The following is a 25819-nucleotide window of genomic DNA, read 5'->3' on the forward strand; positions in this document are numbered from 1 at the left end:
ACTCATGCCGGTAAAAAGTAGATGGAAAATTCAAAATACCGAACCTGAAAAAAATATAGGGCAACTCAATTTAATGCTCAATTAAAAAAACGGGGGATGGCTAATTAAAAATAATATGAATTTTTAAACCTTAAAATTATTGTATCATGAAAAAACTGAGATTAATTAAATTGAAATTAGAGACCAACGACCTATTAAATAGAGAGCAGTTAAAAACTGTATTGGGTGGCGGGTATTCATCCGGTTGCAATGCCGATTCTGGGTGTTCTACAGGTTGTTCCTCATTTGTTTCGGAGGGCGAACCAAGAAGGTGCAACTATTGTTGCGTTGCTGCTTAATAGTTATAGATTGTTTCGAAGAGGCTATCTACAATAGCCTCTTCGAAACATATTGGATTATCCTAAAGTTATATATGAATGAACATGTTTAAAATTATAATTATTTTAACCTTCAACTTTAGTATTGCCCTTGCCCAATATGGCGATAAGACAATAAGCGTCAACGGTAAAATATCCTATGAACGGAAAAGTAACGATTCTATTTATTTCTCCAATTTCTTTGCTATCGACCAGTCCTATTTTGAACAACCCATAATATCCTCGAGAATAGAGAACGGAACTTTTAAACTCGAAACTGGTCTCCCCTATCCCCATATGTACGTGATAAGCTATAAAAGTGAAAAAGACATATACCCCCAGAGAGATGGGACGTACTTTATAGACCCTTCAACTACATCCATAATGGTAGATTCTGTTGGGGACAGTAGCAAGGTTGATGGGGTCACACATCAGGAATATAAAAATAGGTTTGTCCCATTTTTTATTGATGAAGGCTATAAATGTGATTATAGTTTGCTGGACTGCCGCTTTATGGGGAAAGGTAGTAAGTTCGATACTATTCTGTCCAAGTATGTTAAGAAATACCCGGAATCCTATGTTGCCCTGTGGTTTTTAATTGAAAGGATGGAAATGGAGGGACACCACGAACAATATGAGGAAACTCTGCAACTTTTTTTACCAAGAATGAAAAAAGAAAAGCTATGGCAGATGGCCCACGAATCATTAAATTCGATAACCATTAGGAAGGATAGAATATTTCCCGAACTTGACCTTAAAACAGTTGATTTGGATCTAATGACGATGATTCTGCCCAAAGCAAAATACACGCTCGTCGATTTCTGGTTCAGTAGATGCAAACCTTGTCTGGAAGCGTTCCCAAAAATAAAGGAACTTTATGGGCGATTCCGTGATAGAGGCTTTGAAATCGTAAGTATATCGGTGGACAAGGTAGAATACATCCCCAAGTGGCAAGAACGTATCGTGGAAAGAGAACTGAATTGGCCACAATATTTGGATGAAAATGGTGGAATTGCCGAAAAAAACAAAATCGTTTCCTATCCAACTACTTTTTTACTGGATGAAAAAGGGATAGTGATCGAAAAGAACTTACCATTGGAAGACCTTGAACGATTATTGGAAAATAATTTGGCTCCATAGTTATCAGAAGCACTGCTATCTCGTAAGGTGGTCATGTTCCCCTAGCTGTGAAAGAATCTGCAATGGTATTGCAATTCTATTTATTCTGATTATTTTCTTGATTGGATCGGGCACTTGCCACTACTGCCCCAAAGCAGTCTTAAAACTCACCTTTCAATAGGCCGATTCTTACTCCTGCAAACGTTTTTTACGAATTTAACTTGTTTTTTCCTACTAAAAAGCATAAGTTCAACAGAAAATTGTAAAATCCTTCACAATACAATGGACAACTGTACGACTTCCATAAAGACGCTTTTAAACCTTCTGCAGATTAAATTCACGGAAAATTTCATCGAGGACTGCATCCTATCCCATCCGGACCATCCCAGTCTGCTCTGTATCTCGGATACCCTTGATAGATATGTTGTGGAGAACCTTGCTTTAAAAGTGGATGAGGCCAAACTTTCCGAACTGCCGCTACCATGTATTGTACAGCTATCCGACCATGGAGGGCTTTTTCACGTCCTTACCGGATTTTCAGGAGACAAGGCGATCTATGTAGACGACAGTGGCAAACCTATAAAATTGCCCAAAGAAGAGTTCTTGGATCGGTGGACCGGGGTATGTCTATTGGCCGATAGAAATGAAAGTTCTGGGGAGCCCGGTATCGAAAAAAGATTGCGGGAAAAACGTACAATGTCTATTTTGACATCGAGTGCCGCAATATTATTGCTCATTACAATCATATTAATGATGGCGAAATCTCCTTTGATAGCAGGTTACAATAGCTTCTTTTTGGGGGCCTATGTGCTATTGAAACTTGTAGGCCTCGCAATGGGAGCTATGTTATTGTGGTACGAGGTGGACAAATACAACCCGTCTTTGCAAAGTTTTTGCTCTGGAGGAAAAAAAATCGATTGTGATGCCGTTCTAGGCTCTAAATATGCCAAAGTATTTATTGGTAACATTAGTTTGAACTTGTTGGTGTTTTCTTATTTCTTCGGGACGTTGTCATATTTGGCGATTACCAGTTTTACCTCTGGATCGTTACAGTCATTGACTCTATTAAGTGCTGCCGCTTTACCACTGGTAATGCTTTCCGGCTATTACCAAGGGGTGGTGATCAAACAATGGTGCAAATTCTGCATTGTTGTCCAGGGCGTATTGGTTCTTGAAATGATGACAGCTTTTTTTGGAGGGTTTTATAAAACAGGAACGTCATGGGAAACGCTGCCGCTGTTCTTGGCCCTTCTACTGCTGCCGATCATCGTATGGAAAAGGCTGAAACCTTTGTTGGAGACCAAAAAGGAAACCGTCCTGTACAAAAGGAATCTCAAAAAAATAAAGAACAATCCAGACGTGCTACGGGGATTATTGGCCAAGACTCGAAAAATCGCAACAGGTACAGAAGGACTTGGCATTTCATTGAACAACGATAATGCCAAATACCACGTCGTCAAAGTTTGCAACCCTTATTGTGGCCCTTGTGCCAAGGCACACCCTGAACTGGAGGAACTGGTCAGCAAGGGAAAGATCAATTTGCAGATCTTATTTACGGCACATACCGATGAAAATGACCTGAGGCGAAAACCGGTAAGCCACTTTTTGGCCTTGGATGCCCAGGGTGATAAGGGCAGGATGCGTGAAGCACTAGACGACTGGTACAATGCAGGGAAAATGGACTATGAGAGTTTTGCCAACAAATACCCCTTGAACGGGGAGCTGGAAAAGCAGAATGTGAAGATCGAAGCCATGCGGCAATGGTGCGATATTGAAAATATTACCCATACCCCCACGATATTCATCAACGGGCATGAACTGCCCAAAGAATACAGCGTGGATGACCTCAAAGAGGTGCTTATATGATAAAAAAGCCCAAAGCTTGCTTTGGGCCATAGATGATATTCTCTCGAGAAGAATGGACACAAACCTTGGGTGTCCCTAAACGTCCAAGGCAAAGTTAATTTTAAAATTTTAATATCATGAAAAAATTGAGTTTAAAGAACTTGAATCTAGGAGTGGACAACCTGTTGCAAAGAGAACAGTTGAAGACTGTTTTTGGAGGGTATGGTGGTGATGGTTGCCCTGAAGGTCATGCAAGGTGTAGTTGTACAGCTTCTGATGGGGGAGTTATCGTAGGTTGTGACTCGTCTGGGAATTGTGATACCTTTTGCGATTGATAAGTTCAATATGGCTCGGTACGTATACCGGGCCATTTATCCAATATTATATGTTAAAAAAAATAAAAGACTATATGACCCATCGTCTGTTAATAGTAATATGTTTATGTACATGGGTTTTAACCTTATCGTGTTCCAAAAATACCAAACAAACCCCAGAAGTGCGTATCACCGGCACTGTTCTGAATGCTCATGATACGTCATATGTTGCGTTCCATAGATTTTTAGATACAAATGTCTCTAGTCATTTTAGAGGTTATGACAGCGTCCCCATCTTAAATGGCCATTTTAAAAAGGCCTTCGCCTCGCCAGATTCTACTAGTGTTATCGTTTTGGCAAGCAGTGAGGCCATTCCCAGCATCCATCTGATTTGCGATGGTGACGGAGAAATAGGTATGACCATTAAAAGGTCCGTTCCCTACTTTGATGTTACCTTTACGGGTAAGAATGCCAAAGGGCATGACCTTATCTTCGAATCAAGCCTCTTGCGCGTCATCGACCTTGTAAATGTACTCGATCGAACCTTGGGACAAGGCGCCGATTCGCCCCATACTGTGATACAAAAAACAGAGCGGGTTCTCGACAGCCTGTTCTCCCCTTTCGATGCTTTATTGAAAAAGGGACACATTACTCCTACTTTCCATGACCGGGTGAAGACCCAGCTGGAAGGTAAGATACTTAGCGCCGTACACAATAATATGTCACATGCCTATCGATACCCCAAAACCTCGGTCCTCAAAAAAGAGGCCATCGACACGATATTGGTACATTTCTTTACGAAATTCGATCCGTTTTCCGAACGCTATCGTTTCAATTTGGGGATCGTCAGAACAACAAATGCCGAGAAAAAGTGTGGATTGATAGCCCGTGGACTGCTGCCCGGAAGCCGGGAGGAGCTAGGCATTTGGCCGGATAAATTCGCACATTATGCCTATGCCCCCGTCGAGCTACAGGAAAAGATGATGGCTAGCCATCTCAACCTGAGCAGAAATTATGAAGAAAACCCCATTTGCGAGGATTTGAAACGGTTCCACAAGTTTAAAAAGACCTTTCCCGAAAGTGCCTATATTGCCGAGTTCCAGGACAGGTACTTTGATGGCCTTGACTGCGATAATGAACGTAGGGAACGCGCCGTATATCCGTTTGCTTCGCTAGGGGCCGATAGCCTTGCTCTGATTGCCGAATATAAGGACAACACATTGGATTCACTTATACAAGGACGGTTCTCGGGCAGAAAGGTTTTTGTGGATCTGTGGGCCACCTGGTGCGCCCCTTGCATACAGGAATTCGGATTTATCGACGAAGTGAAACCGGCACTGGACAAGTTGGGCATCGAGGAGTTGTATGTCTCGCTCGACCGACTGCGGGCACGCAAGAATTGGGAAAAGGCCATACGAAGGTACCGTTTGAAAGGCAATCATTTCTTGGCAGGCGATAAGATTGATTCAAGCCTAAGGGCCCAATTGGGAGAAAATAGCGAAATAACCATACCGCGCTATCTGCTCTTTGACGAACAGGGGAGGCTATTAGATGGCAACCTGCCCCGGCCAAGCACGGGAAAACTGATCGCCAGACTGCAGGAACTATCCAAATCTAAACCTTAGCGAACTTTGGACTTCCCCTTCTATAAACAGCCAGATGCCAAGGACTGTGGCCCTACCTGTCTTCGTATCATCGCCAAACACTATGGCAAACTCATTTCCTTGTCCGAGATCAGAGAGCTTTCGGAGACCACCCGGGTAGGCAGTAACCTGATGAAATTGAGCGATGCCGCCGAGGCCATTGGTTTTAAGTCGTTGGGTATAAAAGTAGATTTTAATAAACTTAAAGAAGCCCCGTTACCCTTGATCGCCCATTGGAACAAAAACCACTTTGTAGTCATTTATAAAATAAAGGGCGACATGGTCCATATCTCCGACCCCTCCTACGGGCTGATTTCGTATCCAAAAGCGGAATTCCTGTCCAGTTGGATCGGTAACAACGCCACGGAAGATACCAAAGAAGGTATCGCGCTCCTATTGGAGACCACCCCAAAATTCAGAAAATTAAAATGGGAGGACACCGACAAAAAATCGTTCAAGTTTTTGTATCAATACCTTTTTAAGTACAAAAGCCTTTTGGTACAGTTGGCCATAGGGCTGTTGGTGGGGAGCCTGCTGCAATTGATCGTGCCCTTCTTGACCCAAAGCATCGTCGACGTGGGCATACAAAACCAGGACATTAACTTTATCTATGTTATTTTATGGGCCCAATTGATGCTTTTTATGGGCCGGACAAGTGTAGAGATCTTTAGAAGTTGGATCCTGCTGCACCTGAGCACCCGGATCAATATTTCTTTGGTATCCGACTTTTTTATCAAACTAATGGATTTGCCCATAGCCTATTTTGATACCCGGATGACGGGCGACATTATGCAGCGCATAAACGACCATAGCCGTATTGAGAGCCTGTTGACGGGGTCTACCCTAAGTACCTTGTTTTCCCTGGCGAACCTGATCGTGTTCAGTCTAGTGCTGGTGTATTATAATCTGACCATTTTCTGGATATTCGCTGCGGGCAGTTTACTCTATGTGGCCTGGATCGTCTTTTTCCTAAAAAGAAGAAAGGAACTCGATTACAAAAGGTTCTCCCAATTGAGCCAAGAGCAGAGTACGGTGATCGAACTGATCAACGGGATGCAGGAAATAAAGATGCACAACGCCGAGAAACAAAAACGGTGGAAATGGGAATTTGTTCAGGCGCGCCTTTTTAGGGTCTCCGTACAAAGTCTACGGCTCGAACAAATGCAGAGCGTGGGATCGTCGGCGATAAACGAGGGCAAGAACATTTTTATCACCATTACCTCTGCCCTATTGGTTATCGATGGTTCGCTGACCCTAGGGATGATGTTGGCCATACAATACATTATCGGCCAGTTAAATGGGCCCATTACCCAATTGGTCAATTTTATACGATCGGTACAAGATGCCAAGATCAGCCTTGAACGTCTGGGTGAGATCCATGACCGGGAAGACGAGGAAACCAAGGGGAAGCGGTTGTTGTCCAATATAAAAATGGACAAGGATATCTTGGTAAGGGACCTAAAATTCAGGTACCGTGGATCTGATGAATTCGTTCTTAAAGGTATCGATATCCAGATCCCCGCCAACAGGACAACGGCCATCGTAGGTGCCAGTGGCAGCGGCAAGACTACCTTGATGAAACTATTATTGAAGTTTTACGACCCGATTTCGGGGAAAATTATGTACGGTGATGATAACCTGGATGCCCTTAGCCATAAAGCATGGCGCGCCAAATGCGGAGTGGTAATGCAGGAAGGCTACGTATTTAACGACACTATAGCCTACAACATTGCTATAGGGGAGGATACGATCGATCAGCAGCGACTGCTAAAAGCCGTGAAAATAGCCAATATCTACGAGTTTATCCAATCGCTTCCCTTGGGCTTTAACACGAAGATCGGTAATGAGGGTATTGGTGTAAGTGCAGGGCAAAAGCAGCGGATTTTTATTGCCAGGGCCGTCTATAAAAATCCTGATCTGTTGTTTTTTGATGAGGCCACATCGGCCTTGGATTCAAAAAACGAGCGGATTATCATGGACAACCTTAACACTTTTTCTAAGAATAGGACGGTAGTGGTCATCGCCCATCGGTTAAGTACCGTAAAAAACGCCGATCAAATTTTGGTGATCGATGAAGGCCAGATAAAGGAACGGGGCAATCACAGTACACTCCTTGCCGAAAAAGGCATCTACTTTAATCTGGTCAAGAATCAATTGGCCCTGGAACAAATAACGGGAATATAAAATGCCTGAAAACCGATCATTCGATAAATTGGAACTCCGTTCCGAGGAAGTTCAAGAAATTCTTTCCAACCCTCCCGTCTGGATCGTTAGATGGGGCATTACGCTGATCTTTGCGTTCACCTGTTTAATCCTGATGCTCACCTTTATAATACGCTATCCCGATTTTGTGACCGCCAAGGTCCTAGTGACCACGGAGAGGCCCACGGAACGGATCGTGGCACGGCAATCCGGAGCATTGGAAAAGCTTTATGTGGAAAATGGCGACACTGTAGGACCGGACCAGCGCTTGGCGGTCATCCGGAACACGGCCATCATCGATGATGTATACAGATTAAAACATATCTTGGATACGGTACAATACAATCCCAATGGTTTTTTATTTCCCGTTGAGGCCGTTTCCCAGTCGATGCTAGGAGATATAGGGACGGCATATATCAATTTCGAGAAAAGCTACCTGGACTTTCATCTCTTAAAAGACCTGGATCCCTACACCAACCGATTGGCAGGCGACCGCACCTCCTTGGAAGAGATAAAGACTCGGATCAAGGATCAGATAGTTCAAAAACGATTGCTAGAAAAGGAGCTAAAGCTAGAGCAAATTGATTTTGAGCGCCACAGGATACTGTTTGAAAAAGGAGTCATCTCGCAACAGGAATTCGAAGCGAAACAGGCCGAACTGTTGCGCATGGAAAAGAATACTAGCACCATGGCCATTACCATCTCCCAGATGCGGGAGGCCGTCTCATCCGCCGACCAGACCCTGAGGGGAACCCGTATCACCCAACAAGAGGAGGATGTCCGTTTATTGGCCAACCTTTTTCAGTCCTATAACGTTCTGAAGAAGGCATTGCGCGATTGGGAATATACTTATGTACTATCCTCTTCCATCAACGGGCGGGTAAGCTTTCAGGAATTTTGGGGGGAAAACCAGTTCGTAAATTCGGGGGAAGTAGTTTTTACCGTACTGCCAGTGGACAGGGAAACCCTAGTAGGGAAGTTGGTGTTGCCGTCGCAGAATGCTGGCAAGGTTACCATTGGCCAAAAGGTCTTGGTGAAACTTGATAACTACCCCTATCAACAATATGGAATGTTGGTCGGCAGAGTAAAGAACATCTCGGTCTCCCCTGACAAGGAGGGCAACTACTTTGTATATATCCATTTACCGGAGGGCACAAAAACATCCTATAAAAATGAACTGCCCTTTGACCAGGAACTCATCGGCAATGCCGAGATCATTACCGAAGACCTTAGTGTGGCCGAGAGAATATTCTATAAATTCAAAGATATTTTTAAATACAATTAATAAAATGGTTTAACAAAGTATTATAATCCGTCGGGTTTTCGGATACATGAAAGCTTACATATTCAAAGGTGCTTTCCAGTCATTTAAAAAAGCAAAAATCAATCGTATTTAACTGAATGGCAACCTAATTAAAGATAGAAGCGATAACTATGATAGATTTTCTATGGTGGATGGAAGGGCAAGATTAATTTAATTCTGATAGGTCCTAATATATCATGAAAACATAAATACATCTGGCAATAAACACCGATTTGATAAAGCTTATTAAGACATACAAAAGATGCAGTCTAAAATAAAAGGAAAATTTCATAACTATTTGGAACTTCTAGAAGTATTTATAAACGAATATGTAGGGAAGATAAAAGAAGATGAAGGGGCAGATATCCTTAGGATTGGTCCATACTGCATCGAAGTTCCTTTTAAAAAATATATTTTCTCAAGGCTTGCTTTAAATCAAAGATCCAAGGAATTGAACAATTCAATTTCTGAAAAGGTACTGTCGCAATTGGACATAAAAAATTTTCTTGTGGCCTTTGAAAGTGATTTAACATTTACCCGTTTGAATTGGCCCTCTAATCATCATAAGGATTTATACAGTTTAATGTTCGATGCATATGCCCCCTTACTCGAACCGCATCGACAAAAAATCACCTACTATGCCCTACATGAGCGATTTTTGACATTTATGCTTCCCGTACTGTCGAGGATTCCTCATGAAATAGTAGTGCTTTGTGAAAGCCCCGTTCCAGATGATTTAGAGCATGGTGATAATATTTTTATAATTGAGCTGGACTTTCAATGGATTCAACAATATCAAAATAAGTGCTTGAAGAAGTTATTTCCCGATTTTTTGGCCATGTTCAATAACCTTGAGCTTTTTATCACTCTCTTGGAACCATCTACGTTATTGGTAGTTGAAGGTAACCACTACCAATTTGAGATGCTTGCTATTCTCGGAAAAAATAAGGGTGTACCGGTCATTTGCCTTCAACAAGGTTGGCCAGGGATTCTTACCACCCAATTTAAAGAAATGCAGTATACCTATTTTTTAAGCTGGGGAGATGGATTTTCGGATATTTTTAGGTCCAATAACCCAAACCCTAGTTACATTTCTACAGGATATCCTTTCAAAATAGAAAAAGCATTGGATCGGACCGGAATAACTTTTTTCCTTCAGGCTCCAATTCTAGTCAGCAATAGGCAGGCCTATTCCGAACTTTTAGAACTTGTTGTTTTCTGTGCGGAACAATTTCCGGATAGACCTATTTATGTCCGTGAACATCCTGAATTTCCCTTGAAAAGTAATGATATCCGATTAGGGGACTATCGAAATGTAGAATTGGTCCCTCCGGATTCCATCGCCTTATCCAAGGTGTTTTCTAATAGCGTCCTTGCCATTTCAATATTCTCCTCCACCTTGATGGAAGCGTTGATATATGGCACTATTCCTTTTATTTATAACCCCAATTTAATGGAGAGCTATTGTCCAAATCTTTCCAAAGAAGGATTGGGAATTGAGGTAAGTTCATTAAAGGAGGCAAAAATTCAAATTTCCAATCTTATGGGCAATCCGATTTTTTTAAAGGCGTTTGCTGAAAGGATTTCTAAAAACAGTAGTTATTATTATGCCTCCCATGGTGAGGCTTCCCTTGAACAAACCACTAGAGCCATTATGGAAATAAATAAGGGAAATACATGAACTTGACAAATTATTGAAAAAATCATAATGACTGATTTTAATAGTGGATTTAACAAATAAATTTTAAATATGAAAATTACCGCCCTTATACCAGCTCGATCCAACTCCGAACGGTTTCCTGGAAAGAATTATGTTGACTTTTTTGGCAAACCCCTTTTTGTGCATTCAACCGATTTTGCCCGATGTTGCCCTTTGATCGATGAGTACTATGTGACCACGAATGATAAAAACGTTATCGCCATATGTAATGAAAGAAATATCCCCTATCTCGAGAGACCCGACAAGTACTGTACTCCAACCTCGAATAGTTCTGAGTATGTGAACCATTTTTTAAAAACCCAATATTTATTAAAAAACAAAATGCCCGATGCACTTCTTATCCTACAACCTACCAACCCTATAAGGGAAGATCTGTTCGTCGCCGATATGGTAGACCTATATAAACAAAGTAGAGCAGACTGTGTTTTTACCGTAGTCAAGTGCAAATCAAAGATGGGCCGTATTGTTGATGGAAGGTTCGTGCCTTTCAACTATAAATTCGAGCAGCGTAGTCAAGACTTAACGGACTATTATGAAGAAAAGGGGATACTTTATTTAATAAGGGTTGCTTCCTTTTTGAGAGAAGGGACCTTGTTCGGGAAGATAAATATACCCTACGTTATACCCGAAAAGTATAGAAACTTAGATATTGACACAGTATTGGAAAAGGATATTGCCGAGTTAATTTTACAAAAGCATATAGAAAGTTAATATATTTCTCTTGTTATATAGGGGTCAAAACAAGTGTTTGATAAATTGGGGAGGATTCCCGTGTTAACAATACCAAAGAAGTTCATTATCAAAAATTGAAAAACTTTTTATTAACCCAATATATATGAGCGTTTTTTTTAATGATTATTAGTAATGGATAACCAATAGATGAAAAATTCGGATAACCTCAATATTACTTTTCACCAACACATAGGCCATTTTCTGCTACTCAATTCAGAGGTCGTGGATACATTAGGAATGGCAGATAAAATGTCGTTAATATACTACTGTTTTTCTTATGGAAGCAGATATGAAAAACAACACTATGTTGAATTTGCTTTTGAAATATTACAGGAAAATCTATCGCAAATTTCCAACGATATTAAACGTTCTCCTTCAGAAGCTATTGAAATCGGTTATAGCCTTATGCGTTTTTTAGAAAATGATTTTTTTGAATCCGACGAAATTGATGAAATTTTAATGCCTTTTGACACCATAGCAATCCATAACGTGGAACGCCTGTCCCGAGGTAGGTTTTCAGCTAACAATATCCAAGAACTTTTAATGATGGCCTCATATCTTTTGGAAAGGGTGAAGCATTTAGATGAAAAAGCAGAACATTACCCCTCCATACGAGAACATCTCTTGATTACTTTTTTTGAATTGAATCATCACACAGATGTCTGTAATGGAAATAATATGGTATGGATATCTTGGATGAAGCTGCTTTTTCAAAAAGGTATAAAGAACAAGGAAACGGCTCATCTGGCCCAAAAAGGATTGCAAAAATTAAATAATAATAAAATCATTTCGGATGATAAAATGGTGCTTGAGCAATATACATTGGCTAAAACAAATGGTGATTTGGATCTGGCGCTCTTGATTTCACTTTGCTTTTCAGAAGGAGCAAATCATATTACTGAAAATAGGTATGTCCTTCGTGAATCCATAGAAATTCGAATCGCTCAAAACATGGAACAATTATATCAGAACGTGGCAGCTACTTCTTCATTGAGCATGCGGAGAATAATTGTGTATGCTATTGCCCTTCTCCAATGGCCCGTGCCAAAAGACCTTGCTTTCCTTACCACTGCGACTGGAAGACTAATACAAGAATAGTGATGAAGCAAGATTTGAAAGATACCAGCTTTTTGATTTATGTCCGGATCGATTCCGAGGACCGCCGAACGAACCTTAGTTTGGTAATTAGACATATTCAAAAATACTTCGATACTTCCATTTTACTTTGGGAAATCGACGATGTGCCCAAAATCGATCAAAAAATCAGGAAATCGACAGATCTGCTTTATCGATTCCTAAAAGATACCGACCCCGTATTACATACAACAAAATATCGGAACGCCATGGTTCACCAATGCAATACACCTTATTTTTTTATCTGCGATACCGATGTAATTGCAGCACCCGAAGCCTTGTGGCAATGTGTGGAACATTTGAGGAACATAAGAAATAAAACCTTGGTTTATCCTTATAATGGTAGCTTTTACAATATCCCGAAAAGCATACGAAAATTATATTTTAAATCTGAAGAATATGGCTTTCTTAAAGCTAGGGAGGGTAAATTTCATCTTTGGTTCCGATACTCCACAGGAGGAATTTTCGGGGGTCGGAGAAAAGATTTTGAGAAGTCCGGTCCGGATAACGTGGACATTTATGGCTGGGGACCCGATGACAAAGAACGGTACTATAGGCTGAAAAAACAATGTTTTGCAATCGAACGGAGCAGTACGCCCCTATACCACCTCTACCATGACCGGAAGGCCAATTCCTGGCATGCTGACAAGGAAACGAAAATAAAGAACGAACACGAATATTTGAAGTTATTTCAAAATGGATAAAGCAAGGAAACGGATATTTATGATCAACCAGACAGATGAATCACATCGGTTTGGGGTTGGAAGGTATATTTCCGAAATGGTATCGGAAGCTCAAAAAAGAAAAAATGCTCTTGAAATGGTCGTGGTTACCATTGGTGCGCCCGGAGTGCAGGCCCCTATTATGAAAGCAGAAGGAAATATGCAATATTTGGATATCCCAAAGCCATTTGTAGCGAGAGAACAGACTATCAAGGGACTGTCCAGACAATTTTCTTTGGCCGTTTTCTGTATTATGGCCGACCTGTTCGATTTTTCGGAAAACGATATTTTCCATTTCAACAACAACATGCAGTATTTTTTGTTGAAGGAAATAAAAGAAAATACAAGTGCCAAGATTATTTATACCATACACGTATCGTTATGGAAAGTGTTCTATAAAAACGACAAAAATAAGTTCCTGTCATTATGGAAAGAACCTGATGAAACATCAACCAACATATTGAACATAAGGGCGGAGAAAAAAAACTGTATGCTTGCCGACTCGGTAATCTGCCTTACCAACAGCATGGCACAAGATGTTAAGGATTTCTATGAAGTCACGAACCATAAAATAAAGGTCGTGCCAAATGGGATAGATGCCGGTAAAGCTCAGGATGACCAAAAAGGAATATCGGTACTCGCCCAAAAAATGGCAACTCAAACGAATGAATTCGTGTTCCTTTTCGTAGGGCGATTAAATGACCAAAAAGGGGTAAAGGAATTAGTTGAGGCCTTTATTTCGGTATCCTTGTCGGTAGATGTGCCCCTTACCTTGATCGTGGTTGGCGAAGGGTACCTGCATAAAACATTGGATGATATGGCAAAGAAAAGCGGTGCCAGTATATTCTTTACAGGATACGTCGAACCTGGTGAAATCCATAAATATTACGGAATGGCCAATGGCATAGTTTTTCCCTCCTCAAATGAGCAAAGTAGTTATGTAATGTTGGAGGCCATGAAATATAAAGTGCCCCTTATAGTAACAAATATCCCGGCCTTTGAAGTGCTTAGGCATGGGAGTTCTTGTTTAAAGACCGAACTAGTCGACGAGAAGGTCAATATGGATAGTTTGGTTAAAAACATGAGTCGCTTAGCTTTAGATCCATCATTGGTGGAACGTGTTGCTCAGAATGCATTTGAACTTTTCAAAGAAAATTATTCCTCCGAAAACATGTTCATTGGTACCTACGGAGACCTATTTACCAAGGAGCAATAGATGTCCTAAATGGCCCCTGGTGACAGCTACCCTTCCACTGGGTCTATTTCAAATTCTTACTTAATTTGAACTTGAGTTCTTAGCGTACGTTTTCGCACCGATGGGCTTCATACCCCTATTATGGGGCTCGAATTTTACAATTCTCATTTTCTGTTTAAGTTGAGGTGCCTAACCAAGAAAAATGAACAAAAAACACCTGTTGAGCACTACTTTAATTTTCATCAGCTAAAAAAATCAGTATCTTAATACAATTAAACTAGCGGAGAAAACGAAGGATTCCATGGGGTTCAAAATCATGGAATTGGCTTCTTTGGGACAAAACCATATAAAATGAAAGCAATAGGATTTAAACAATCATTACCCATCACGGAAAAGGAGAGTTTTATAGCGTTCGAAACAGAAAAGCCATCGCCAGAAGGCTATGATCTTTTGGTGAAAATTGCGGCCGTTTCCGTAAATCCGGTCGATTATAAAGTCAGGCAAAATGCAGCCAAGGATACGGTGTTGGATGCCCCTAAAATTATTGGATGGGATGCCGCAGGTACGGTGGAGGCCGTAGGGGATAAAACAACAAAATTTAAAGTAGGCGATCAAGTGTACTATGCAGGGGATATCACCAGAAGCGGTAGCAATGCTGAATACCAACTGGTAGATGAACGCATCGTAGGCCATAAACCGAAAAGTCTGACTCTTGCCGAAGCTGCCGCCATTCCATTAACGGGATTAACCGCCTGGGAATCGCTGTTTGACCGTATTAAAGTGAATCCGGAAGTCGATAAGGGAAAGACGGTGTTAATTTTAGCAGGGGCCGGTGGGGTAGGATCTATCGCCATCCAATTGGCAAAAAAAGTGGGCGGACTTACCGTACTAGCCACAGCTTCTAGGCCAGCATCTATAGAATGGTGTAAAGCTTTAGGAGCCGATTATGTGGTAAATCACCATCGCCTAAAGGAAGAATTAGAGAAAATAGGGCATAGGGAAGTGGACTATATTTTGGATTTTGTGGATTTAGAAGGGTATTGGGAAATGGCTGCAGAAATTATTAAACCTCAGGGACATATTGTTACCATTACTGGTAGCAACAACCCATTACATCTAAATGTACTAAAAAACAAGAGCGTTACCCTTTCCTATGAATTCATGTACACTCGGTCTATGTATACTACGGATGATATCGAAAAACAACATGAGATTCTCAATAAAATAGGGCGTTTGTTCGATGGCGGCATGCTGAAATCTACTTTGACCACCACTTTGGAGGGGTTTACGGTAGAGAACCTTAAAAAGGCACATCAGTTACAAGAATCTGGAAAGAGCATCGGGAAAACGGTGATCTTGTTTTAATCCTACACAATAAGATCGGTGTCAAAAATAGTTTGGCAAAAATGCTTTGAAGTTTTCAATGAGTTTCAGCAGAATAATTTGGGCGTTCCCTCCTTCGTCGGGCGGGGCCTTGGCTATATCCCTTGCGTTGCTGCGGGGATGCCGCCGCGGTCCCTAACGCGGCATTTCAGGAACAATAAACATTAGCAATAATCAATGAAAAATGAATCAATGGGTCAATTGGAAATGTACCTATGGGTTGCATTGAAAATGAAAACATTTAGTGATTTTTCTCCCCTGTGGTTAAAAAAGTACTTATTCAATATTTAGCATAAACTCATATTGGTCGGGTCGCTGCGCAATTTTGTATGGGAAGTACTATCATATGACTAAATGGAGTATTATAACATTGCATTGAGGAGTAAGGTTCCTAATATCAGGAGCACTACGGAAATAATGCCTCCTATCATGGCAAAGTGTTTAAATTTATAAATCCCCATGCTATAGATCAAGGAATTGGTCTGGTAGCCAACGGGAGTGAAAAAACTAAAATTCGATGCGAACATCACTGCCAATATAAAAGGTTTCACGTCCAAGTCCATTCCGGTAGCCACAGAAATTGCAATGGGAGTCATAATAATGGCTGTTGCATTGTTAGATATAACTGCGCTTAAAAACATGGTCACTAAAAAGAGAGCTCCTATCGAAAATATTGAAGGCCTGCCTTGCATTAAAATTAATAGCTTTTCGGACAACCAATTATCAGCACCAGTATTGTGCATGGCAATTCCAAGAGGAATCATTCCAGCCAATAAAAACAATATTTGCCAATTAATCTTTTTGTAAACGCTCTCTAAAGTAACATGGTTCAGTAGCAGAAGGGCCACGGCACCCAATAGGGTGCTCGTTAAGATGGATAGAACACCTGTCGCAGCTAAAAGTATTACCCCCATTAAAATAAGAAGGGTCAAGTTTCTTTTTGGAGACTTAGAGATTTCGGGCGCTTCATATTGTTGCAGAATAGCAACATTATCAGAAAGGTCAAAACCCTTAATCTTGTCGCGGTCAATATCAAGCAGCACTCGGTCGCCCACCTTTAAACGTGTTAAATCTAGCGTATCGGTAGTATACATCCTGTCTTTTGAATAGCGCAGGTTTTTTCTTTTTTTTATGGCTAGCGGAACCGCATCGTGCATCATCACATTTTTTAGCTCATTAAGCGATTTTCCCAAAAAACGTGCCCCGGGCAACATCATCATTTCAACCAAAACAGTTTGTATTTCTCTATCCTTTATCGACTTGTCGGCTAGCTCCTTATCCTTAAATTCATATTGTCCATACAATCCAGGACCGTCTTCTCCGGGAGAAATAATAACTTCGGTATCACTTTTTAGGCGTAACAGATGATCAAGAGTACAAGAAAGCATTAGGCGATCTCCTTTTTGAAGTTTTATTCGGTTCATGTTGATAGGGCTGTCCAAGCCTGACCTATAAAATTTAAGCACCGAAATATCGGAGTCGCCCAAAAATGTGTCCTTTAAAAGCTTTCCGATAAGACTAGAATTAGGGGCAAGTTCTAAGGTGGTAATATAATTATCTACATCGTACTGCTCTCGTAACTTGTCTTTAGAATCCTTAGGAAGTAGCTGGGCCAAAAAACTAACCAGTACAATGGACACCAATAAAAAAATGGCACCATACCAAGAAAATTCAAAAAACATAAATTCTTTTCCTAAACGCTCCTTATAAATTGCATTGACAATAAGATTGGTAGACGTTCCCATTAGGGTGCAACTGCCACCAAGGATACTGGCAAAGGAAATGGGCAATAATAACTTACTCTTGGAGATATCGTACTTATCAGATAACTCGGTGACAATCTTAATGAATACGATCACCACTGCTGTAGAACTTATAAATGCCGAAATAGTGCCGGTAATGAACATAAAAGCCGGAACAATAAAAAGAACCGGCCAATTTCGAAACTTTTTTAGGCCATTGGCCATCCATGAAATCACACCATTCTGCTCTAGGGCTACGGCTATGATCATAAGACATAAAATGGTGATTACAGCAGTATTGGAAAATCCGCTAATAGCCTCTTCAGGAGTAATAAGGCCAAAGAACACTAAAAAGCCTATGGTACAAAAGGCTATTTTGTCCATAGTGAATATTTCTAGAGCAAACAGCACCACTATGGTGGCTATAATTAAGAATATTAAAGCGATCTCTACAGTCATTTTCTTAATGTATATGGCTATTATAAATATAGTTCAACGGATCGGGTTAGGAAAACGGTTGGCCGTTTACTATTTATAAAAAGACTAGATTATGATGCTATAACCATCTAATTTAAGGTTGATTTGGTAAAAATCGTGTGACACCTAAACTGTCGAGTACGCTACTAATCAGGCTGCGTAATTTTTTTTTAAAAATAAATATCCAAATGCATAGGAGTCAAAGCCAAAAAAATAAGCTCGAATAAACATCCAACTAGTAGAGCTCTTTGCTTCAGCTTACACAAAATTCCAGGGATATTAAACCTTAATTCTATTTTACATAATGATAAGAGCGGTACGATTTTATACTCAGTAGGGAAGAGGGTGGTTTAAGGATAAGGTCAAGCTCCAAAATTCGCAAAAAACCAACCTTCTCATAACTTGCGTATTTGAAAATTTATGACCTTTGGTACGGAATATTAAAGTTATGGAAAACCTTGTATTAGCTAGGATTAACTAAATGGATCTAGGCTGTTAGAGTTATCCAGGAAATTTATAGAGTATAGGACCTGTTTTAAAAGGTTTTCTTTTTTAACCTGAAAAAGAATGTCGTTATGGCAATAAAATGCCTCTTCCTTACACCGTGAACGGAAAAAAGAACTTGCCTGAAAAAATGGGCTATTTGAAAACAGTGAAAAAGGCAAACACAATGTTAATATCGAAATGCGGAATTACTATAAAGTAGTTCCGCATTTTTTATTAGGTCTTTGATCTAGGTCCGTTCTTTTCCTTCTGAGAATTTTTCAAAAGCGCCACTAATTCTCCTTTTTGATACTCATAGAAGTTGCACCTAATCCAGTTAGGAAATGCCTCGGGGATAAAACTGTTAAAGCTAAAAAGATTGTTGTCCTGTGGCTGTTTTAGGATCGTTTGTTTTAATTTCGATCTCAGTCAAGGTTTATTCCTCTTGAGTGTCTTCCCATATTAAATATTCCCGGTACCATTCCCAGGCACGGTCCAAAACCTCTATTTCGTTTTGACTAGAAGCAGCGGTATTGTTGGTCTGATAGAATAAGGTAAAATCTTCTCCAAAATAAGAATAGTGCTTGCTCGTTTTATCGTCAAAAACAATATTTTCTAATTCATCCTGCGGTATTACCTCAATTAGGGATATTCCCTTATGGAGTATAAATTGGCGCTGGTCGTGAATGCTGTCGTTCTTTATAGGGAATTCTCCGAAAATAAATTCCGGTAAGGAAAGATCTTCTATTGTCATCATTTTTTTTTAAAATCTAAAATAAAGAGTTTTCTTCTAATAGCGCCTATACCTGACCAACTCTTTGTAGTGTTTCTTTTCGTCCCTTTGAAGTATCAATAATTACAATAATTTCTATTTTACATAATGTACAGGGCGGTTGAAAATTGCCTTCAGTAGGGAAGGGGAGGTTTAAGTTCAAGGTGAGATCTCAAAATCACCAAAATATGAAGCCTCTCATAATTCGCGTATTTGAAAATAATTGACCTTTGGTATGGAATATGAAAACTATGAGAAGGATAAAAACAGCGCTTTTATCGTAATTCATCTTGTTATAGATGAAGGTCATTCACCCTTCTCTTTTGTGCATTTTATTCACAAATCAAGGATTACTACCCATGGCCTTCATGGTTTATGGGGCTTTTAATATAAAGATTATGCTTCTACTTTCTATGAACGCCGACATATGATCCTCTTCGAGTACGCAACGAGTCCTAGTTAATCCGATAATCGATTGGGATTTATAGAGCTCGCCCTGGTTTTAATATATCTACTTAATCCTTTTAAGGAGAATAGCGGATAAATTCTATTGTTCCCCATAAATAGCCTGTGATGACAGCTACCCAGCCTAAAATACAGACAGGGCTAATATTTAAGGGCAACAAGAATATAAAAGGAAAGAACTTAGAAAACCCTGGTTTTATTTGGATTTCTGCTAAAAATTGATAGATTTTATATGAAATACTGAACTAAACAGGTTTATATGCGCCAGCTGATGGCGCAAAAGTAAAGGAACTTCATGTAAGCGTCGTCCAATTTAAGAGTGCTATGAAAACTTAGGAAGACCGCTGTTGTTATAAACACCCTTGAAGAAGGGAGCATTTTCGGCGCTAGACAACTTAGTGAAATCGAAAGAAATATAAAAACCCGACAAGGGCGATATCCAAGATTCAGGTCATGGCGCTTTCAGCAAGAGAAAATGATGTAGTCAATAAAGCTTTACTACGGAATCTGGGGGAAAACTTCAATGAGTGTCGTTGGAACAGGTCTGCAATAAGGTTTTGAGGACATATTCGTAATACTAAAAAAAAAGATCTATGTTAATAATTGAAATAAAAGAAGGGGAACATATCGAAAGAGCCTTAAAACGTTACAAAAGAAAATATCGACGGACAAAAGTGCTTGAGAATATCAAGAAAAACCAACACTATCTCAAACCATCGAATGAACGACGGCACGCTTTACAGAAAGCGAAGTACCGGCAAAAATACTACCTTGAAAAGGAAGAATTAATTTAAAAAGATGCTCTAGGCCCTCTTTCAAAAACAGGACAAAATTTGCGGTATAAATTAAAATTAATTGATATTCATGTTTTTATATATGTAAGATTAGTTGTTATCCTAATTCCAAGAAGAGGTTTTTTATAACAATCACGAGCAGTCAGTTTGTGCAGTACCAATAGCGAGAACTTCGAATTTTTGAGCCTTTTGGTCTTCCTAAAAGGATGTTTCTATTTCGACCATTATTGAGAGTCCTACTTTTATTTTTCCGCTAATAAGGATCTGTTCGAACTAGCTTGTAAGATTAGTGTCCATTATGTTAATAATAAAACAGAGGTCATTAATGGTATAACTTCAATCTAGATAGCTAGTTCTTCTCCCCATGCCCCAATTAGATAGCTCCCTCTCCTTCCTAATAGCTCTCCGATAGACAAAAGGCATAATTGATATATTGTGTAGGATTAGGTTTGTTTTTAAAAACTGCAACCCTCATAATTGGCAAACTTTTTAAATTCGAGGGTATTTTACATAATGTACAACTTCATGACAGTTTATATTTTACATAATGTTTGTGGCGTTTAAAAAAAATCACCTAATAGGGAAGAGGTGGATTATTAGCAATAGAAAAGAGATGAAACTACCATTGATTAGTAGTTCGTCATAAATCGCGTATTTGAATATTTCTGACCTATTATCCAGAATACGTAAACTATGAGAAGGGTAATAATGGTGTTATTACCGTAATTCATTTTATCATAGACCAATTTAATTCACCCTACTCTTTTGTACATTTGATATTAAATCATTGATTATTAATTATAAAGATATTTTCATGAGCAAACAATTTTTGTTACACCCCTATAAGGCCAATAATTTAAACCTAAAAAACCGAGTGGTTATGGCTCCAATGACCCGTAGCAGGGCGTCTAATGAAGAAAATAAACCTACAGCAGCACTGCAAGGTACTTATTATCAACAACGAGCCTCGGCCGGACTCATCATTTCAGAGGGGTCCCAGGTTTCCGAGAAGGCCGTAGGGTATATAAATACACCTGGGATATACTCCCAAGCACAGGTGGAAGGCTGGAAAAAAGTCACGCAAATGGTTCATGATCAAGGAGGTACAATATTTATTCAACTTTGGCATGTAGGCCGAATATCGCACCCAGATTTTCATAATGGGGAATTGCCATTGGCACCTTCAGCAATAAACCCGAGAACACAATCCTACACCCCAAATGGTTTTAAGGACACGGTTACTCCCAAGGAAATGAGTATTGATGATATTAAAACTACCATTGAAGATTTTAAGAAGGCTGCAAAAAATGCTATGCAAGCCGGGTTTGACGGCGTTGAAATACATTCTTCTAACGGCTATTTATTTCATCAATTTTTTAATAGATCTTCTAATACAAGAACTGATGATTATGGTGGTAGCATTGAAAATAGAGCCCGATTCTTTTTTGAAGTGTTAGATGCGATGAAAGAAGTGATGCCTACACAAAAAATAGGAGCAAGATTTAATCCATCTCTGCATGGACTATTTGGGATGACCATGGATGAAGAAACCATACCAACTTTTGAATATATTATTAAAAGGCTTAATAACTATGATTTGGCGTATGTACATCTTTCAGAGCCTTTTAATGATGTTTCAACCGTTCCCCATGCCGTCACTGAAGTAGCAAAACACTTTAGGCCTCTTTACAATGGAACATTGATGATTAATGCCGGATTTGACCTAGAGTCAGGGAATGCTGTCATAGAATCAGGAGAAGCCGATTTGGTGGCCTATGGTAAGCCATTTATTTCTAATCCCGATTTAGTAGAGCGCTTTAATAACAATATAGCCTTGTCGGACTGGGATGAAGAAACCTTCTACACTCCTGGTATTGAGGGCTATTTGGATTACACAAAGGTCTCCGATAGACAAAAGGTATAAACGATATCTATTGTGTAGGATCAGGTTTGTTTTTAAGAACTGCTACCCTCAAAATTGGCAAACTTCTTAATTTTGAGGGTATTTTACATATTGTATAACTTCTTTCTAATTTCTGTTTTACATAATGTTAATGGCGTTAAAAAAGTATCACCTAATAGGGAAGAGGTCGTTTATTCGCAAGAGAAAAGAGGTAAAACTACCCCTGATTGGTGATTTGTCATAAATCGCGTATTTAAATATTTCCGACCCTTGATCCAGAATATAAGAATTATAGAATATGGTATTTATATTCAAATCCTGATATAGGATCAGCATAATTTCAGCGGTATTTGAAGAAATTGGATTTACTAATCCTTATATTGAACTCCTTTAGATTTAAATAGAAAATTTATACTACAAATGATAAATAAAAGGCTAGAAAAGCTTCGTCAACAGTTGTCTAAATATAATTTAGACGCAGTTATTATTCCATCTACAGATCCCCATCAATCCGAATATGTTGCAAAACATTGGAAAGTAAGAGAATATTTTTCAGGATTTACCGGATCAGCTGGAGTATTGGTTGTAAAGCCTGATGAAACGGCACTATGGACAGATTCACGTTATTTTTTACAATTTGAAGAAGAATGCAAGGCTTATGAAATTACCCTATATAAACAATCGATTCCGTATGCCCCCGAACACGTTCAATGGTTATGCGATAGTTTAGAAGAAAATGCGGTTGTTGGAGTAGATTTTTTACAGTTTTCTAAGGCCCAAATGGACCATATCAAGGAACTATCGAAATCAAAAAATATTGAACTTAAAAATATAACGGAACTGGTGGGTGAAATCTGGACAGACAGACCTAGTCTACCTGATTTTCCAATAGATATACATCCGTTAGAATTTAGCGGTGAAACAACACGCTCTAAAATTCAAAAAGTTCAACATAAAATTACAACTGGGAAAGCCGATTACTATTTGTTTTCCCGATTTGACGAAATAGCATGGTTGTTTAATATCCGTTCTCAAGATGTGGACTTTACACCCTTGGTAACTGCCTATGCTCTAGTTGGACTAGAAAATACCCGCTTGTTTTGTAATAAGAAAAGATTTTCTTCATCGGCCCTGGCTACATTTTCAAAATTGAATATTGAAGTAATCGATTATGATGAAGCCATTGTTGAATTAGAAAAAATAGCCTCTACTAAAAAGATCATTACAGATGTATCTTCCTTAAACTATGCTGTATACAACGCCGTTACGAGTACATTTATATTTCAGAATTCAATAGTTAAAGAATTAAAAGCTGTTAAAAACGACACGGAGATAGCTGGTGCCAAGAACTGCATGTTAAAGGATGGTGTTGCGCTTACTAAGTTTTTTATATGGCTAGAGAATGAACTTAACAAAAGATCTATTTCAGAATATGAGATTGGTAAAAAATTAGAAAGTTTTAGACAACAACAAGAATTCTATATGGGCGAATCTTTTGCTGCTATTGTTGGCTACAAGGGCAATGGAGCAATCATTCACTATACCGCCTCTGAAAAAGGTGCTGCCATGGTACAAAATGAAGATATTCTGTTAATTGATAGTGGTGCACAATATAAGGATGGCACTACCGATATTACCCGTACAGTTTGGTTAGGAGGCACACCATCCGATGAAATAAAAACGACCTATACTGCTGTATTAAAGGGATATATAGCGCTGGAACAATTGCAATTCCCTAAAGGGACCGTAGGCATGCAAATAGATGCCTTTGCACGCTTACATTTATGGAAACTAGGCCTAGACTACCCTCATGGTACAGGACACGGTATTGGGAGTTTTGGAATGGTACATGAACCTGGGCAAGGTTTTACAACGAATATTGCAACCAGTACCGGAAGTACAGAACATGCTCCAAATCAATTAACAACAATAGAACCTGGTTGTTATAAAAAGGATGCTTTTGGAATACGTATTGAAAATATAGTCCTCTCGTCACTGAAAGAAACCACGGCATTTGGAGAGTTTATAGGCTTTACTCCCATTACCCTCTTTCCGATAGATAGACAGCTGATAAAGGATTCGCTATTGACAGCTTCGGAGAAAAAATGGTTTAATGGGTATCATAAAATGGTTTTCGAACAATTATCCCCTAGGTTGGACAATGATGAAATAGAATGGCTCAGAAAAATGTGTCAAAAATTATAAATAGTTAGTAATAACAACTTTATATGATTTTAAACCTCAATATATATTTAATAAATATTGAGGTTTACTTTTTAAGTCTTAAAACTCCCAATCTGCCTCTATTTTACATAATGTTCATGGCGTTAAAAAAAATAGCGCACAGGGTAGAGGGCATGTCTATAGGCCCGCAGAAAAGTTTAAAATTTCGTTTACAACTGGCTTCCTGAGAATCGCGTATTTGAAAATTTATGGCCCTTAGGGCGGAATATTGAACTTATGGGAAGTATGATTTTTAGGGACTAGCTACCATAGTAACGTCTAAAACTTTCGACCCCCGACTTTTTTGTAGAGAAGTGTAAAAATACTCAAGAGTTCTACCGTAGCCTGTTCGTTGTTATATCAAATAGCACAGTACTCTTTTAATTCATATTATTAATGAATGACAAGGCATGAATAAATGTATGTGGAATGGTATTTTATATAAAAACGCTGAAAAGAATAGCAGAGTTATATTAATTTTGTAATTAATATACTTTATTTAAATTCAGAAACTTGTTAGAGAAAAGACAACAATTACCCCAAGAACAATTTATAGATGCAGATTATTTCATTTATTGTTTAGAAGCGGTTCCTGAAATAGAAACGGATACGGTTACCGAAGCACAAGAAAACTTGCAACAATTGGCCTTGAATTATGGAATAGCCAGTATCTATAAAACATGCGATACCATTGAAGGACTAGAAGATAGTTTAAATGCACTGGTATTGGATGATCATAATTTTAAAGACTATGAAATTATCTACTTGGTTATACCAGGGGAAGCAAATAGTATTTGTTTAAATGACTATTACTATAGTTTACAAGAAATTGCAGAAATTTTTGAAGGAAAGTTAAAAGGGAAGATTTTACATTTTTCAAATGCAAAAATTCTGGATTTAGACGAAGAAGAAGCACAATATTTTTTAGATATCACTGGCGCAAAAGGTGTTTCTGGCTATGGAAATGAGTTTAATGGAATCAGCAGCTCAAATCTTGATAGAGCATTCTTTAACTTATTTAAAGAAGACGATAATATGCTAGATGTTGTAGAAGAATTGCATCAAAGACATTACAATGTCTGCAAATTACTTGATTTTAGGTTGTATTATTAAACCCATATTGCGACTGCCATTTTAAAAGCTTAGTTTTTACCTTTAACATGGCAAGCGGCTAATTAAAAATACTAATTAAAACATGGTCCCCAGACGCCGCTAAGAAAATTGTTTATTAGCGGGTCATAATTCGCTTCAATAATAAAATGTTTCGGGATATTTTGAATAATCGGATTATA

At 39.1% G+C, this 25819-nt stretch carries 19 protein-coding genes; 17 read left to right on the forward strand and 2 right to left on the reverse strand.

Annotated features, from left to right (window positions below):
* Positions 1 to 146 precede the first annotated feature (146 nt).
* The 13 genes from HCG49_RS00005 to HCG49_RS00065 all read left to right on the forward strand — a co-directional run bounded on the left by HCG49_RS00005 (position 147) and on the right by HCG49_RS00065 (position 15650).
* A complete protein-coding gene (locus HCG49_RS00005; RefSeq protein WP_168467523.1) occupies positions 147 to 338 on the forward strand; it encodes a TIGR04149 family rSAM-modified RiPP in 192 nt (63 codons plus the stop codon).
* Positions 339 to 416: 78 nt separating this feature from the next.
* Complete coding sequence (locus HCG49_RS00010; protein WP_168467524.1) at positions 417 to 1496, forward strand: TlpA disulfide reductase family protein; 1080 nt, start codon at positions 417 to 419, stop codon at positions 1494 to 1496.
* Between the two features lie 261 nt (positions 1497 to 1757).
* The gene (locus tag HCG49_RS00015; RefSeq protein ID WP_168467525.1) at positions 1758 to 3341 is read left to right on the forward strand and encodes a vitamin K epoxide reductase family protein; all 1584 of its coding nucleotides are present in this window, start codon (positions 1758 to 1760) and stop codon (positions 3339 to 3341) included.
* A gap of 116 nt (positions 3342 to 3457) precedes the next feature.
* Complete coding sequence (locus HCG49_RS00020) at positions 3458 to 3655, forward strand: hypothetical protein (RefSeq protein ID WP_168467526.1); 198 nt, start codon at positions 3458 to 3460, stop codon at positions 3653 to 3655.
* Positions 3656 to 3705: 50 nt separating this feature from the next.
* Positions 3706 to 5259, forward strand: a complete 1554-nt coding sequence (locus HCG49_RS00025; RefSeq protein WP_205764313.1) for a TlpA family protein disulfide reductase — start codon at positions 3706 to 3708, stop codon at positions 5257 to 5259.
* A gap of 6 nt (positions 5260 to 5265) precedes the next feature.
* Positions 5266 to 7461, forward strand: coding sequence for a peptidase domain-containing ABC transporter (locus HCG49_RS00030; RefSeq protein ID WP_168467528.1), 2196 nt, complete (start codon positions 5266 to 5268; stop codon positions 7459 to 7461).
* A gap of 1 nt (position 7462) precedes the next feature.
* Positions 7463 to 8764, forward strand: a complete 1302-nt coding sequence (locus HCG49_RS00035; protein WP_168467529.1) for an HlyD family secretion protein — start codon at positions 7463 to 7465, stop codon at positions 8762 to 8764.
* 280 nt (positions 8765 to 9044) lie between these two features.
* On the forward strand, positions 9045 to 10463 hold the full coding sequence (locus tag HCG49_RS00040) for a hypothetical protein (protein WP_168467530.1): 1419 nt from the start codon (positions 9045 to 9047) through the stop codon (positions 10461 to 10463).
* Positions 10464 to 10532: 69 nt separating this feature from the next.
* Positions 10533 to 11213 (forward strand): cytidylyltransferase domain-containing protein, encoded by a 681-nt coding sequence (locus HCG49_RS00045; RefSeq protein ID WP_168467531.1) that lies wholly within the window; start codon positions 10533 to 10535, stop codon positions 11211 to 11213.
* Between the two features lie 168 nt (positions 11214 to 11381).
* A complete protein-coding gene (locus HCG49_RS00050; RefSeq protein WP_205764314.1) occupies positions 11382 to 12332 on the forward strand; it encodes a hypothetical protein in 951 nt (316 codons plus the stop codon).
* Between the two features lie 2 nt (positions 12333 to 12334).
* Positions 12335 to 13072 carry a galactosyltransferase-related protein gene (locus HCG49_RS00055; RefSeq protein WP_168467533.1) on the forward strand — a complete coding sequence of 246 codons (738 nt, stop codon included), beginning with the start codon at positions 12335 to 12337 and terminating at the stop codon, positions 13070 to 13072.
* Positions 13073 to 13091: 19 nt separating this feature from the next.
* Complete coding sequence (locus HCG49_RS00060; RefSeq protein WP_168467534.1) at positions 13092 to 14306, forward strand: glycosyltransferase family 4 protein; 1215 nt, start codon at positions 13092 to 13094, stop codon at positions 14304 to 14306.
* Between the two features lie 330 nt (positions 14307 to 14636).
* On the forward strand, positions 14637 to 15650 hold the full coding sequence (locus HCG49_RS00065; RefSeq protein ID WP_168467535.1) for a zinc-binding alcohol dehydrogenase family protein: 1014 nt from the start codon (positions 14637 to 14639) through the stop codon (positions 15648 to 15650).
* Positions 15651 to 16030: 380 nt separating this feature from the next.
* Here the strand turns inward: HCG49_RS00065 and HCG49_RS00070 are convergent, their stop codons facing one another.
* Both HCG49_RS00070 and HCG49_RS00075 read right to left on the reverse strand, forming a co-directional pair.
* Positions 16031 to 17869, reverse strand: a complete 1839-nt coding sequence (locus HCG49_RS00070) for an SLC13 family permease (RefSeq protein ID WP_168467536.1) — start codon at positions 17867 to 17869, stop codon at positions 16031 to 16033.
* A 937-nt stretch (positions 17870 to 18806) separates the two neighbouring features.
* Entirely contained in the window at positions 18807 to 19127 is a 321-nt protein-coding gene (locus HCG49_RS00075) for a hypothetical protein (RefSeq protein ID WP_168467537.1), read from the reverse strand.
* A 1073-nt stretch (positions 19128 to 20200) separates the two neighbouring features.
* Here HCG49_RS00075 and rpsU point away from each other — a divergent pair.
* From rpsU to HCG49_RS00095, 4 genes are all read left to right on the forward strand, one after another.
* Positions 20201 to 20401: a 30S ribosomal protein S21 gene (rpsU, locus tag HCG49_RS00080; RefSeq protein WP_168467538.1), complete on the forward strand. Its 201-nt coding sequence runs from the start codon at positions 20201 to 20203 to the stop codon at positions 20399 to 20401.
* A gap of 814 nt (positions 20402 to 21215) precedes the next feature.
* Positions 21216 to 22325: an alkene reductase gene (locus HCG49_RS00085; RefSeq protein WP_168467539.1), complete on the forward strand. Its 1110-nt coding sequence runs from the start codon at positions 21216 to 21218 to the stop codon at positions 22323 to 22325.
* Between the two features lie 399 nt (positions 22326 to 22724).
* Entirely contained in the window at positions 22725 to 24509 is a 1785-nt protein-coding gene (locus HCG49_RS00090) for an aminopeptidase P family protein (RefSeq protein ID WP_168467540.1), read from the forward strand.
* A 531-nt stretch (positions 24510 to 25040) separates the two neighbouring features.
* Positions 25041 to 25640 carry a DUF6642 family protein gene (locus HCG49_RS00095; protein WP_168467541.1) on the forward strand — a complete coding sequence of 200 codons (600 nt, stop codon included), beginning with the start codon at positions 25041 to 25043 and terminating at the stop codon, positions 25638 to 25640.
* Positions 25641 to 25819 lie beyond the last annotated feature (179 nt).

Origin of the sequence: Arenibacter sp. 6A1 (assembly GCF_012272855.1) — a bacterium.
Taxonomy (GTDB): domain Bacteria; phylum Bacteroidota; class Bacteroidia; order Flavobacteriales; family Flavobacteriaceae; genus Arenibacter.